We start from the raw sequence: 13101 nt of genomic DNA, 5'->3' as shown, positions 1-13101 counted from the left end.
ATAGGCGTCATCGACACTCCCCATCTGCGGTCGCTCTGATTCTTTTAACGCTCGTTCGCGAGCGACGGCTGTGCGGTTTATAGCTGACTACCGGCCGGACTCGTAGAACTCCTCGCGGTACACCCGCCCGAACGCGTTCCGGCGCAGGGTGCTGGCGGCTGCGTCGGGCTCCTCCTGATACGTCGCCGCGACCACGGTGTCGGCGAAGGGGATCGGGTGCCACACCACGTTGTCGACGTTGTCGGAGCCGATTTGGACCACTTCGTCCTCGTCGAACGCGCTCTCGGCGAGCCACTCGTCGAACTCCCCCGCCTCGCCGACGTGGACCGCGAGCATTTCGGCGAACGTCGCGTCGCGGGCGGTCCGGATCACCTCGGGCGTGACTCGCTCGTCGTACTCGTCGGCGTCGAACGACATCGCCTTCGTCGCCTCGCGGACGACGACCTGCGCGACCGGGCCGACCTCCTCGTAGCGTTCGAGCGCGTCGGCGCGAGTCTCCGGGGCGAACGTCCCTCTGGTCTCCATACCCGTCGTTCGCCGCCGACTGAAAAGGGCGTTCCGTTACGCGGACGAGTCGTCGCGGTCGTCGGAGCCGTCGGAGCCGTCGCTCTCGCTGTCCCCGTCGTTCGCGTCGCCTTCGCTCTCCCCGGCCTCCCGCGCCATCTCGCGGGCCTCGCGGATCGCGTCGGCGACCGCCGGATCGGTTCCGCCGTTTCCGCCGGTCGGGTTGACGGCGCCCCGGCCGCCGCCAGCGGCGTGGCCGTGGTCGGCATGGTCGTGGCTGTGACCGTGACCGGCGTGGTCGTGACCGCCCGACCCGACGCCGTCGTGCGCTCCGAGGTCGACGTCGGGACGACCGCGGTCGACGGTGTCCTCGAACACCTCGTGGTACTCGGCGTCCTCGGCGTGGGGCGTCACCTCGGCCGCGAGCGTCGCCGGCTCCCGATCGCTCCAGTCGGGGGCGTGGTCGTCGAGCCACGCCTCGTGGTCGCCGCCGTGTAGCATCGCCGTGAACGCGAGGTGATGCGCGAGGTGTTCGCCGTCGCGCTGGGGCGTCTCGCAGACGGGGCAGGCGTATCCCATGTCGGACGCGGGTTCGGTCGTGAGGCGTAAAGCCGCGTCGGACGTGGGTCGCTCGCGATCACCGATTCGTCTGAGGGTCGTCGCTGACGCCGACACGGTGAACGCGGATCTGGTTACGGCTGCTTTCCTGTACACGATCGGCACTGGACGGCTAACTCCGTCAAAGCCCCAGTCGGGAGGACTCGCATGACTCGCTGCGCTCCTCACTCGGTCGCTCACGCTGTTCGCTCTCTCGTTGCGGTGCTTGGTCGTCGAGCGTCGTCCTCCCGACTGCCCCTTTGAGTCCCACCCCGCACCGCACAGCGACCGCACCTCACGCCTCCCCAGCCTCGTCGGCCGGCGCTTATAAGCGCCGGCCGACTCCCTCGCGCGTGCTGCTCGGCCGCAAAGCGGCCTCGCAGGCACGCGCCACCGCACCGTGTCGGTGGCTCCGGGCCCCTCGTCGCCGCCTCACCGCGCACGCCACCGCACCTATAACAGCAACTTTATCACTCGCACGGGGCGAATTTCGCATAAGACTACTCCGTTAGGAGGTCCAACAGTGACTGAAGCCAACACACAACCGGAGGTGAACATCGGTCTCGTCGGTCACGTCGACCACGGGAAGACGACGCTCGTGCAGGCGTTGTCCGGCTCGTGGACCGACCAGCACAGCGAGGAAATGAAGCGCGGCATCTCGATCCGGCTGGGGTACGCGGACGCGACGTTCCGGCGCTGTCCCGGCGTCGACGCGCCCGAGTGTTACACCGTCGACGAGGAGTGCGAGGACGGCTCCGCGAGCGAGCCGGTCCGGACGGTCTCGTTCGTCGACGCGCCGGGCCACGAGACGCTGATGGCGACGATGCTCTCCGGCGCCTCGATCATGGACGGGGCCGTCTTGGTCGTGAGCGCGACCGAGGACGTCCCGCAGGCGCAGACGGAAGAGCACCTGATGGCGCTCGATCTCATCGGCATCGAGAACATCGTCATCGCGCAGAACAAGGTCGACTTAGTCGACCGCGACCGCGCCGTCGACAACTACCGGCAGATTCAGGAGTTCGTCGAGGGCACCGTCGCGGAGGACGCGCCGATCGTCCCCGTCTCCGCGCAACAGGAGGTCAACCTCGACCTCCTCATCGACGCGATCGAGTCGGAGATCCCGACCCCCGACCGCGACCCGTCGGAACACGCGCGGATGTACGCGGCCCGCTCGTTCGACATCAACCGCCCGGGCGCGACCGCGGCGGACCTCAAGGGCGGCGTCGTCGGCGGCTCGCTCGTCGCGGGCGAGCTGTCGGTCGGCGACGGGCTGGAGATCCGACCGGGCCGCGAGGTCGACGAGGAGGGCCAGACGGAGTGGCGCCCCCTCGAGACGACGGTGCGCTCGCTGCAGGCCGGCAGCAACGACGTGGAGTCCGCCCGACCGGGCGGACTGCTCGGCGTCGGCACCGGACTCGACCCGAGCCTGACGAAGGGCGACGCGCTCGCCGGGCAGGTCGCCGGCGAGCCCGGCACGCTCCCGCCGACCCGCAACGAGTTCGAGATGCAGGTCGACCTCCTCGACCGCGTCGTCGGGAAGGAGGACGACGAGAGCGGCGAGAGCGACATCGAGGAGATCAGCACCGGCGAGCCGCTGATGCTCACGGTCGGCACCGCGACGACGGTCGGCGCGGTGACGAGCGCGCGCGACGGCGAGTGCGAGGTGAGCCTCAAGCGACCGGTCTGCGCCGAGGAGGGCGCGCAGATCGCGATCAACCGGCGCGTCGGCGCGCGCTGGCGGCTCATCGGCGTCGGGACGCTCTCGTAGCGTGACCGACGCCGCCCGCGAGGCCGACGGGACCGCCCACATCGAGGTCGTCGCGCTCGACGCGAGCGCCCTGATGGCGCCGGTCGAGGCGGACCTGCGGCTGTTCGAGGAGCTCGATCGGCTTCTCGGCGCCTACGAGGCCGTCGTCCCGGCCGCGGTCGTCTCGGAGTTAGACCGGCTGCAGGGCGGGAACGGCGAGGAGGCGACCGCGGCGAGCGTGGGCGCGGACCTCGCGACGCGGGCGGAGACGGTGGCAACGGACGAATCGTACGCCGACGACGCGCTGGTCGAGCTGGCCGCCGAGGGCCGGGTCGACGGCGTCGTCACCAACGATCGACCGCTGGCGAACCGGGTGCTGGAGGCGGGCGCACCAGTAATCGGTTTAAGGGGTCGGAACACACTGGCGATAACGGAACCCTAGCGGACGCGGACAACCAATCATGTACAAACGAGTTCGACTCAAGGATACGGTCGAGGTGCCGCCGAAACACCTGGCGGACGTCACCGACGAGCGGGTGAAAGCCCTGCTGCAGGACAAACTGGAAGGACGAATGGACGAGGACGTGGGCAGCGTCGTGAGCGTCATCGAGGTCCACGACATCGGCGAGGGCGCGGTGTTGCACAACCGCCCCGGCGTCTACTACGAGGCCGAGTTCGACGCGCTGACCTACGACCCCGACATGCAGGAGGTCGCCGACGGCACGGTCGTCGAGACGGTCGAGTTCGGTGCCTTCGTCGGCATCGGGCCGGTCGACGGCCTGCTGCACGTCTCCCAGATCACCGACGAGTACCTCACGTTCGACGGGGCGAACCAGCAGCTCGCCTCCTCGGACTCCGACAAGACCCTCGGCGTCGACGACGCCGTCCGGGTGCGCGTGGTGACCAAGAGCATCGACGAGCGCAACCCCCGCGACTCGAAGATCGGGCTCACCGCGAAACAGCCCGGGCTCGGCAAACACGAGTGGCTGGAGGGCCAGCGACAACACCGCGAACAGACCGGTGAGGAGGCCGACTGATGGCCGAGGACCGCCTGGCGTGTCGTGAGTGCCACCACGTCAACGACCCGGACTCCCAGACCTGCGAGCACTGCGGGTCGTCGTCGCTCACCGAGGACTGGGCGGGCTACGTCATCATCACCCAGCCCGAGGAGAGCCAGATCGCGGAGGAGATGAACGTCACGAAGCCCGGCTCGTACGCGCTGAAGGTCCGCTGACGGCGCAGAAGCGGTTCCCCCGAGGTCCCCGACACACTATGCTCACGCTCCCCGACTCCCTGCGCGACGCCTTCAAGGAGCCGCTCGGCCCGGTGACGACCGACGCCGCCGAACTGCTCGCCGGCGCCGCGGAGACCCGCGGCGAGCGGGTGGCGCCCGACGCCCCGATCGTCGCGGTCGGCGACGTGGTCACGTACCACCTGCGGGAGGCCGGCCGCGTCCCCGACGTCGCGCTGATCGACGGGAAGACCGAGCGCGAGGCGGTCGACGCCGCGATCGAGTCCGCGCTCGCGGCCGCGGACGACCGCCGGATACGGGTGGAGAACCCCGCCGCGTCCCTGTCGGCGGAGCTGCTCTCCGCGCTCGCCGCGGCGCTCGCCGACGCCGACCCGGTCATCATCGAGGTGACCGGCGAGGAGGACCTGGCCGCCCTGCCGGCGATCCTCGCGGCGCCGGACGGTTCGAGCGTCGTCTACGGCCAGCCCGGCGAGGGGATGGTCCGCGTCCCGGTCACGCCGGAATCCCGCGCGGAGGCGCGCGAGCTGTTCGAGGCGCTCGACGGCGATGTCGAGGCGGCCTACGAGGCGCTCGGTCGGATCCCGGACGACGATCGGTGAGCGTCGGGCGGAGACCGCCGGACGCTCGTCGCCGGCGACACCCCCGCTTCGAAATCCTTTTACAGCTTTCGAGGGGATATACCCCTAACTGAACCATGGACGTCGATATCATCTCCGAGGAGGAGAACCCGATGTTGCACCGCACGGACATCCGTTTCGAGACGACCCACGAGGAGGCGACCCCCTCGCGGCTGTCGGTCCGCGACTCCCTCGCGGCCAAGCTCGACAAGGCCTCCGAGGAGGTCGTCGTTCACGAGCTGGACACGAAGTTCGGCATGCGGAAGACGGTCGGCTACGCGAAGGTGTACGACAGCGCGGAGGACGCGCTCGACGTCGAGCAGGAGCACATGCTCGAACGCAACAAGATCGGCGGCGAGGGCGACGCGGACGCCGAGGAAGCCTAACGGCCGAATGCGCGTTCTCGGCATCGAGGGGACGGCGTGGTGCGCGAGCGCCGCCCTGTACGACGCCGAGACCGACTCCGTTCTCATCGAATCGAACCCCTACGAGCCGGACAGCGGCGGCATTCACCCGCGCGAGGCCGCCGAGCACATGTCCGAGGCGATCCCCGAGGTCGTCGACGCGGCGCTGACTGCGGCCGAGGAGGAGTACGGGCCGGACGCGGTCGACGCGGTCGCCTTCTCCAGGGGTCCCGGACTCGGTCCCTGTCTCCGCACGGTCGGCACCGCCGCCCGGTCGCTCGCGGGGGCGCTCGACGTGCCCCTCGTCGGGGTCAACCACATGGTGGCGCACCTGGAGATCGGTCGCCACCGGTCAGGCTTCGAGAACCCGGTGTGTCTGAACGCCTCCGGCGCGAACGCCCACCTGCTCGGCTACCACGACGGGCGCTACCGCGTGCTCGGGGAGACGATGGACGCCGGCGTCGGCAACGCGATAGACAAGTTCACCCGCCACGTCGGCTGGGACCACCCGGGCGGCCCCAAGGTCGAGGCGGCGGCGCGGCGGTACGCGGAGGGGAGCGACGGGCTGGGGGGCCTCCTCGACCTCCCGTACGTCGTCAAGGGGATGGACTTCTCGTTCTCCGGGATCAGCTCCGCCGCCAACGACGCGTACGACGACGGCGTTCCGGTCGACGAGATCTGCTTTTCGCTGCAGGAGCACGTGTTCGCGATGCTGACGGAGGTCTCGGAGCGCGCCCTCTCGCTCACGGGCGCCGACGAGCTCGTGTTGGGCGGCGGGGTCGCGCAGAACGACCGGCTCCGCGAGATGCTGGCGTCGATGTGCGACGCCCGCGGCGCGCGGTTCCACGCTCCGGAGCCGCGGTTCCTCCGCGACAACGCCGGGATGATCGCCGTGCTGGGCGCGAAGATGGCGGCGGCCGGCGACACGCTCCCCGTCCGGGAGTCCGCGATCGACCCGAACTTCCGCCCGGATCAGGTGCCCGTGACGTGGCGGCACGGCGAGTCGGTCGCTCGCGGGCGCGCTCCCGGGAGCGACGACGGGACGGACGCCGACCGGCGAGGCGCCGAGGCGACGGTGGAGATCGTCGCGGCGGGGGGAGACAGCGGCGAGGCCGGGGCCGGCGCCGAGGACGGTGACGCCGCCGACCGCCGCGTGATCAAGCGCCGCGTCCCCAAGGAGTACCGCCACCCCGAGCTCGACCGGACGCTCAGGCGCGACCGGACCGTCGCGGAGGCCCGGCTGACGAGCGAGGCGCGCCGGGCGGGGGTGCCGACCCCGCTGGTGTACGACGCCGACGTGCCGAACGCGACGCTGACCCTCCAGCACGTCGGGGACTGCGACCTCGCCGCCGCGCTCGACGACGGGACGGAGCGCGCCGCCGCGGTCGGCCGGCACCTCGCGCGGCTCCACGACACGGGGATCGTTCACGGCGATCCGACGACGCGGAACGCGCGGGTGTGGACCGACGCGCTTGGGGAGAGATCGACGACCGAGGAGAGGGCGACGACCGGGGAGGAGGTGTCCGCCCCCGACGACCGGGCCGCGCTCATCGACTTCGGCCTCGCCTACCACACGGGTCACGTCGAGGACCACGCGATGGACCTCCACGTGTTCGAGGGGTCCGTTCGGGCGACCGCGACCGATCCAGACCCGCTGATAGAGGCGTTCGAGGCCGGCTACGCCGAACTCGGCGACGACGATGTTCTCGACCGGCTCCGCGACGTGCAGGGCCGCGGACGGTATCGGTGAGCGGTCGGCGGGGGAGCTGGGTGGCCGGCCCTCCCGACCGGCGCGGTGTTGCGCCACGCTTTATATGCCCGGCGGGCGATGTGCCGGTATGGCAGACAAACCGTCTTCGGGGGAGATCCTCGGGATCCCGTACAACTTCGAGCGGCCGAGCCTCGGTCGGCTGCTCTCGTCGTACTGGCAGCCCGGCAAGGGGATGTTGGTGGAGAAGCCGTTCGGCATCGGCTACACGCTGAACCTCGCGAACTGGCGGTCGTGGATCGTCCTCGCCGTCGCCGGCGGGCTCTACTACCAGCAGACGCAGTCGGCCGGAGCGGGCGGCGCGTCCGACGACGACGCGGCCGCGGACGACGAGCCGGTCGAAGTGATCGTCGACGACGACTGAGCGTCACCGACCAATCGCTACCGCCAACTGATCGCCGCCACCGGGCGATCGCCGTCGGTCTCCGGCGATCGGATCCGGTCGCGCCACACCGATTTTCAGACGCGATTTTGAGACGGGTTCTTTTAAATACTAGTACGCGCTATTGGAAGTAATGAAAGTTCAGTTCGAGTGTTCGTGCTCGGAGGAGATCTCCGAGTTCACCCGCGGCGAGACGAGCCGCGGGGTTCACGTCGAATGCGGGAACTGCGGCGCGGTGTACGCGGTGACGATCACGGAGCTCGACTAGCGTCGCGGCTCGCCCTCCCCCGTCTCACCGTCCCTCCGTCTTGGCCCGACTGCGTTTCCTCCTCAGTCGTCGTCGGCTGCCCCTTTACCGATTCCGTCCGCGACGGCGTCGCCCTCGGGGGTTCCGCTCGCTCGCGATCCCTCTCGCCCACTCTCTCTCGCAGGCGCGCTGTCGGCTCCCGCCCCCGTCGGACCGTCGAACGACTCGAACCGGAGGCGGACCGTCGTCCCGCCGTCGCTCGTCTCGAACCCGACGGTGCCGCCCTGCGTCTCGCACATCCACTTGACGAGCCACAGCCCGATGCTGCTCGCGTGCGACAGCGGCGTCTCCTCCTCGGCACGCAACACTGCCCGCTCGTCCTCGGGGATCCCCGGTCCGTTGTCGCGGACCTCCAGACAGACCGTCGACCCGGTCTCGGTGATCCGGACGTCGACCCGACGCACCGACTCGTCGTTGTGCGTGACGGCGTTCTCGAACACCTCGCGGACCGGGTACTCGATCGACTCGTCCGCGTGGACCCACGCCTCGGCGGGCGCGTCGACGGTGAGCGCGACGTCGGCGCGGTCGATCTCCGCGGCCGCCTCGTTGACCGTGTCGACGAGGTCGACCCGCCCCTCCGGTGCGGCGGGCGACGCGTCCTCGATGACGCGCAGCTTCTCGCTGATCTCGACCACATCGTCGGTCGTCTCCCGGATCGTCTCCAGGCACTCTCGACTCCGCTCGTCGTCGACCCGGTCGACGAGCAGGTCCGTGTACCCCTGAATGATGTTGAGGTCGTTCCGCACGTTGTGTCGGAACACCCGGCTCAACACCTGGAGCTGCTGGTTCGACGTCTCGAGATTGCTCCGGGCGGTCGCCGCTCGCCGTCGGTGATGCGCGGTCGCGCCGTAGACGACGAGCGACGAGGCGGCGACGACCGTCCACCCGCCGACGGCGCGGACCGGCGTCCACGCCGACAGCGTCCCGACCGCCGACGCCACCGCGAGATCGGCTGCGACGACGAACGACGCCCCGAGACACAGGTAGGCGACGGCGATCTCTCGCGGGGAGCGGTCGAAGACGAGAGCGGATTCTAGTTTCATTTATATTTCACTAATCCTCGGCCGATTTTTAGCGTACGTAACGGCAGTCTCCGAGACGTATTAAACTTTGACAGGAATCACCACGACTTGCAGTCGGGGCAGACGCGGTCCCCGTCGTCGAGCCAGCGCCGCTCGACGCGGTCGCCGCACCGCTCGCAGTCGGCGCCCCCGGCGGTCCACGTCGCGGTCGCGGTCGCGGGCGTCACCTCGTCGCCGTCGCCGCCCTCGTGGCGGTCACTACCGTCGTCTCCATCACCGCCCTCGACCGCGTCGCCGTCGGACTCCGCGGCCGCCGAGTCGTCGTCCGCGGGTTCGGTTTCGCCGGGATCGGTCTCCGCGGGTTCGGTTTCGACGCGATCGGTCGCCGCGTCCGACCCCCCGAACTCGTCGAGTGAGCGGTCCTCGGGCATCTACGCCTCCCGACGGAGCCGGGCCACGACGTAGTCGCGCTCCAGTTCGCCGAGGAACTCGCCGAGCCGCGGCCCCTGCGTGTCGTCGAAGAAGAGCCGGTAGCCCGCGGCGAAGAAGTCGCTCACCTCCACGTCGTGCGCGCGCGCCGTCTCGTACATCTCCGACTGGATCGCGTCGCCGTCGTGGCCGGCCGCGACGAAGTCGGCGAGGTCGTCGAGCGCGGCCGCAATGTCGTCGTCGAAGTCCGCGTCGGGCAGCTCCGTTTGGAGCCGGTAGTCGTACTCGTTGCCGGTTCGCTCCGCCCAGCTGCGCGCCTTCTCGACGCGGGCCAGGGCGGCCTCGACGACCTCGTCCGAGGCGTCCTCGGGGATGTGCCCCTCGTCGCGGGCGAGCCGCTCGCGGAAGTCGGGGTCGTCGACCATCCCGAGCACGGCCGCGAAGGTGTACGGGAGCCGCACGGGCTTCTCCTCGGGCGGGTCGTCGGCGCGGCCGACGACGAACGGGTAGGCGCGCTCGGCGAAGGCGGTCAGATCCTCGTCGTCGACCTCGCCGAAGTACGCGCGCTCGAACCGGTCGAACCGGTCGACGAGCTGGTCGAGCCGCTCGATGTCCAGGTCGCGGGCCTTCTTCGGGTGGAGCGCGAAGAAGTACCGGAGCACCGCGGGTTCGAGCAGCTCCAGGAGTTCGGGGACCGTGACGATGTTCCCCGCGGACGAGGAGAGCGGCTCGCCGTTGAGCGTGAACCACTCGTACACCATCGGCACCGGCGGCTCGGTCCCGAAGACCCTCCGCGCCACATCGACGCCGGAGGGCCACGAGCCCTCGGCGTGGTCCTTCCCGAACGGCTCGAAGTCGACGCCGAGCACGTCCCACTGGCCGGGCCACTCCAGCCGCCACGGGAGCTTCCCCTCGCGGAACGTGGCCGTGCCCTCGTGGCCGCAGCCCTCGATGGTGTTGTCGCCGACGTCCATGTCGGTACAGACGTACTCGACGGTCTCGGCGTCGAGGTCGACGCTCGTCACCGTCTCTGTGATCTTTCCGCACTCGGAACACACCGGGTTGAACGGGACGTACTCGCCGTCGACCTTGTCCTGGTACTCCGAGAGCACCTCGCGGACGCCGTCGAGGTCAGCGAGGACGGTCCGGGTCACCTCGTCGAAGGCGCCGTCGGCGTACAGCTCCGTGTTCGAGACCATCTCGACCGGAATCGACAGCCGGTCGGCGTCGGCCTTCAGCAGGGCGGCGAAGTGGGCGGCGTACGACTCGCGCTCCCCGAACGGGTCCGGGATCGCGGTGTACGGCTTCCCGAGGTTCCGGCCGAGCGCGCCGGCGTCGACCTCGCCGAGGCCGACGATCTCGCCGTCGGCGTTCGCCAGCTTCCGCGGGAGCTTGCGGAGCGGGTCCTTGTCGTCGGAGGTGAACACCTGCCGGACCTCGTGGCCGCGCTCGCGCAGCACCGCCGCGACGAAGTAGCCGCGGATGATCTCGTTGAAGTTCCCGAGGTGCGCGACCCCGGAGGGGGAGACGCCGCCCTTGATCACGATCGGCTCGTCGGGGTCGCGGGCCTCGATCTCGTCGGCGACCACGTCGGCCCAGAAGGCGTGGAATCCCTTACCGCCGCCGTCGCCGGTCTCGTCTCCGGCGCCCACCTCGCCGTCGGCCCCGCGCGCCTGCTCGGAGAGGATGTGGGGCGAGTCGGCGGGCGTCGAGTCCGCTTCCGCGTCCGGGGCGTCGTCGTCGGCGCTCACGCGTCGCTCGCCCCCGTCCAGTAGGTCGGCTCGTCCGTGCCGGTCGGAATCACGTCGGTCCCGGTGTGTTCCCCGCGGAGCACGGCGTCGACGACCGCGCTCGGGTCGGTGCCGTCGAGGACGATCGAGCGGATCCCGGCGCGGTCGATCAGCTTGGCCGCGAGCAGGTCGACGGGCGCCGACGACCCCGCGTCCCGACTCATCGGGAGCACGATGTCGACGAGCTCCGACGGCGACAGCGATTCGAACTGGGTCGCGTCCGGATCGGCGTTGGGGTCGGCGTCGTACACGCCGTCGGCGCTCGTGGCGTAGACGAGCAGATCGGCGTCGATCGACTCCGCGAGGGCGGCGGCGACCGCGTCCGTGGTCTGGCCGGGAGTCACGCCCCCCATCACCGACACCTCTCCGCGGCGGAGGGCGGCGGCCGCCTCGTCGTACCCCGTCGCCGGCGAGAGGTTCGCGGCCCCGTCGAGCGCGGCGATCAGCAGCCGGGCGTTGAGCCGGGTCGTCCCGATGCCGAGCTGGTCGAGCTCGACCTCGTTCGCCCCCAGTTCGCGCGCCGTTCCGATGTACTCGCGCGCGACGCCGCCCCCGCCCACGACGACGCCGAGCTCGCAGCCGTCCGCCGCCAGCCGCTCGATCGCCTCGGCGTACGCGGCCACCCGGCCGGAGTCCAGATCGGGCGCGAGCACGCTCCCGCCGACAGAAACGACGACTCTCATTACGGTCGAATACCCCTGTCGCGCTCTTAAGGATTATCAAGCGGAACCGGGCTCTCCCGGCTGCCCGCGGCACCCGGGAAACGCCTAAGCCCCTCGCAGCCCGCGTTCGGGTATGCAACCGATATCGATCGTCGGCCCGGGGGCGACGGACCTCGCGGGACCCCTCGCGGACCGGCTCGACGGGCGGGTGGCGGTCGTCGACTGCGAGGCGGCCGGCGCGGGAGACGGAGCCGCCGGCCGCACGGCCGATTCCGAGGCGACCGACGGGGGCGTCGCGCTGGAACGAGACCCCGACGGCGAGGAGCGAACGGGGCGGACGGCGACGGCCGCCGACACGACGCTCGCGCTCGGCCCCGACGGCTCGTGGACGGGTCGGGGGCGCGTCGACGGGCTCGACGACCTCCTCGACGGGCTCGCGCCCGAGCACGACTACCTCGTCGCTGTCGGCGAGTCGCGTCTGCGCGTCCCGACGGTCCTGCTCGGCGCGGACGCGGAGCCGTCGGACGTTCCCGGGTCGGTCCTCGCCGCCGCCGACGCGCCCGACGGGGTCGAGCTCGACCGGCTCGTCGCGGACTTGGCCGACGCGGAGCCGTGGATCACCCGGGAGACGCTCGTGCGGCGCGTCGAGGCGTCGGCGGACGCGGACCGGTCGGGTGCGATAGCCAGCTTCACCGGCCGCGTTCGCGCGCGGGACGCGCCCGACGACGACCCGACGACGCACCTCGCGTTCGAGAAGTACGAGGGCGTCGCCGAGGACCGGCTGAACGCCATCGCCGACGAGATCACCGACCGCGACGGGGTGTTCGACGTGCGGATGCACCACCGGACCGGCGTGATCGAGGCCGGCGAGGACATCGTGTTCGTCGTCGTGCTCGCGGGGCACCGCCGGGAGGCGTTCCGCGCCGTCGAAGACGGAATCGACCGCCTGAAAGACGAGGTGCCGATCTTCAAAAAGGAGGCGACGGAATCGGAGACGTTCTGGGTCCATCGCCGGGACTGAGGAGCCGCGATCCGTTGGCGCGCGAGACGAGATTCTCGGCCGCGGGGGCGGCGTCGTCGCGTGCGGATGCGCGCGACTCCGACATGATTGTGTCAAAAATTGCCGGATCAATGGGCTGACCGTCGGTGACCGTTCGAAGATTCGACGCCATCCAGAAACTCTTTAGAATCAATTATAAAACGTCTAGCGGTTTCTGAGGGTTCTATGAAACGTCTGTCAGACATGTTTTAGCCCGCCGACCGACCGTGAAACGCCCTGAAACCCCCTGAACGTCACCCAACGGTGGTACCTTTATAACACCCTCCGGCGGCAAGCGGTGAGTGTACCATGAGCGCGACTGCGAACCCCTCCACGACCGCGACACCGACCGACGACCTCAGCAAGGAAGAGCGGCTGAAGCGGTACCTGCTCGACCGCGCGGAGGACGGCGAGATGTACTTCAAAGGGAAGTTCATCTCCGAGGACGTCGACCTCTCGCCGAAGGAGATCGGCGCCCTGATGGTGAAGCTCCGCGACTCCGCCACGGAACTCACCGTCGAGAAGTGGTCGTACACGGGCGCGACGACCTGGCGCGTCGAGCCCGCCTGACCGCCCGAAGC

The 13101-nt window shown here is 70.2% G+C and carries 17 protein-coding genes; 11 read left to right on the top strand and 6 right to left on the bottom strand.

Going from position 1 to position 13101, the window contains the following annotated elements; all coding sequences use genetic code 11:
• Nucleotides 1-87: 87 nt before the first annotated feature.
• Both CK500_RS08585 and CK500_RS08580 read right to left on the bottom strand, forming a co-directional pair.
• Nucleotides 88-525, bottom strand: coding sequence for a DUF5809 family protein (locus tag CK500_RS08585; protein WP_095636829.1), 438 nt, complete (start codon nt 523-525; stop codon nt 88-90).
• Between the two features lie 36 nt (nt 526-561).
• The gene (locus tag CK500_RS08580) at nt 562-1083 is read right to left on the bottom strand and encodes a DUF5810 domain-containing protein (RefSeq protein ID WP_095636828.1); all 522 of its coding nucleotides are present in this window, start codon (nt 1081-1083) and stop codon (nt 562-564) included.
• Between the two features lie 541 nt (nt 1084-1624).
• On the opposite strand from CK500_RS08580, the gene CK500_RS08575 reads away from it, so the two are divergent.
• The 9 genes from CK500_RS08575 (at nt 1625) to CK500_RS17730 (ending at nt 7539) form a co-directional block, all read left to right on the top strand.
• Nucleotides 1625-2869, top strand: coding sequence for a translation initiation factor IF-2 subunit gamma (locus CK500_RS08575; RefSeq protein ID WP_095636827.1), 1245 nt, complete (start codon nt 1625-1627; stop codon nt 2867-2869).
• Between the two features lies 1 nt (nt 2870).
• Complete coding sequence (locus CK500_RS08570; protein WP_095636826.1) at nt 2871-3290, top strand: PIN domain-containing protein; 420 nt, start codon at nt 2871-2873, stop codon at nt 3288-3290.
• 19 nt (nt 3291-3309) lie between these two features.
• The gene (locus CK500_RS08565; RefSeq protein WP_095636825.1) at nt 3310-3885 is read left to right on the top strand and encodes a DNA-directed RNA polymerase; all 576 of its coding nucleotides are present in this window, start codon (nt 3310-3312) and stop codon (nt 3883-3885) included.
• Entirely contained in the window at nt 3885-4082 is a 198-nt protein-coding gene (gene spt4 / locus CK500_RS08560; RefSeq protein ID WP_004047158.1) for a transcription elongation factor subunit Spt4, read from the top strand. Before CK500_RS08565 ends, spt4 begins: the two co-directional genes overlap by 1 nt.
• Nucleotides 4083-4120: 38 nt before the next feature.
• On the top strand, nt 4121-4699 hold the full coding sequence (locus CK500_RS08555) for a GTP-dependent dephospho-CoA kinase family protein (protein WP_095636824.1): 579 nt from the start codon (nt 4121-4123) through the stop codon (nt 4697-4699).
• A gap of 95 nt (nt 4700-4794) precedes the next feature.
• On the top strand, nt 4795-5103 hold the full coding sequence (locus tag CK500_RS08550) for a 30S ribosomal protein S24e (RefSeq protein WP_095636823.1): 309 nt from the start codon (nt 4795-4797) through the stop codon (nt 5101-5103).
• Nucleotides 5104-5110: 7 nt separating this feature from the next.
• Nucleotides 5111-6871, top strand: coding sequence for a bifunctional N(6)-L-threonylcarbamoyladenine synthase/serine/threonine protein kinase (locus CK500_RS08545; protein ID WP_095636822.1), 1761 nt, complete (start codon nt 5111-5113; stop codon nt 6869-6871).
• A gap of 88 nt (nt 6872-6959) precedes the next feature.
• Entirely contained in the window at nt 6960-7253 is a 294-nt protein-coding gene (locus tag CK500_RS08540; RefSeq protein ID WP_095636821.1) for a DUF5808 domain-containing protein, read from the top strand.
• Nucleotides 7254-7404: 151 nt separating this feature from the next.
• Complete coding sequence (locus CK500_RS17730) at nt 7405-7539, top strand: hypothetical protein (RefSeq protein ID WP_006114415.1); 135 nt, start codon at nt 7405-7407, stop codon at nt 7537-7539.
• 62 nt (nt 7540-7601) lie between these two features.
• On the opposite strand, the gene CK500_RS08535 is transcribed toward CK500_RS17730, so the two are convergent.
• The 4 genes from CK500_RS08535 to pyrH all read right to left on the bottom strand — a co-directional run bounded on the left by CK500_RS08535 (nt 7602) and on the right by pyrH (nt 11502).
• Nucleotides 7602-8621: a sensor histidine kinase gene (locus CK500_RS08535; protein ID WP_095636820.1), complete on the bottom strand. Its 1020-nt coding sequence runs from the start codon at nt 8619-8621 to the stop codon at nt 7602-7604.
• Nucleotides 8622-8698: 77 nt separating this feature from the next.
• Entirely contained in the window at nt 8699-9031 is a 333-nt protein-coding gene (locus CK500_RS08530) for a DUF7573 domain-containing protein (protein ID WP_095636819.1), read from the bottom strand.
• Complete coding sequence (gene lysS / locus CK500_RS08525) at nt 9032-10780, bottom strand: lysine--tRNA ligase (RefSeq protein WP_095636818.1); 1749 nt, start codon at nt 10778-10780, stop codon at nt 9032-9034. It lies immediately after the preceding gene.
• Complete coding sequence (gene pyrH, locus CK500_RS08520; protein ID WP_095636817.1) at nt 10777-11502, bottom strand: UMP kinase; 726 nt, start codon at nt 11500-11502, stop codon at nt 10777-10779. Before pyrH ends, lysS begins: the two co-directional genes overlap by 4 nt.
• A 112-nt stretch (nt 11503-11614) precedes the next feature.
• On the opposite strand from pyrH, the gene CK500_RS08515 reads away from it, so the two are divergent.
• Together CK500_RS08515 and CK500_RS08510 are read left to right on the top strand one after the other, a co-directional pair.
• On the top strand, nt 11615-12502 hold the full coding sequence (locus CK500_RS08515) for a molybdopterin synthase (RefSeq protein WP_095636816.1): 888 nt from the start codon (nt 11615-11617) through the stop codon (nt 12500-12502).
• 327 nt (nt 12503-12829) lie between these two features.
• A complete protein-coding gene (locus tag CK500_RS08510) occupies nt 12830-13090 on the top strand; it encodes a DUF7123 family protein (RefSeq protein WP_095636815.1) in 261 nt (86 codons plus the stop codon).
• Nucleotides 13091-13101: the final 11 nt, after the last annotated feature.

Source organism: Halorubrum salipaludis, from assembly GCF_002286985.1.
GTDB classification, from domain to species: domain Archaea; phylum Halobacteriota; class Halobacteria; order Halobacteriales; family Haloferacaceae; genus Halorubrum; species Halorubrum salipaludis.
Note: the sequence above shows the minus strand (reverse complement) of the source record. Positions and strands in the feature narration are given on the sequence as shown.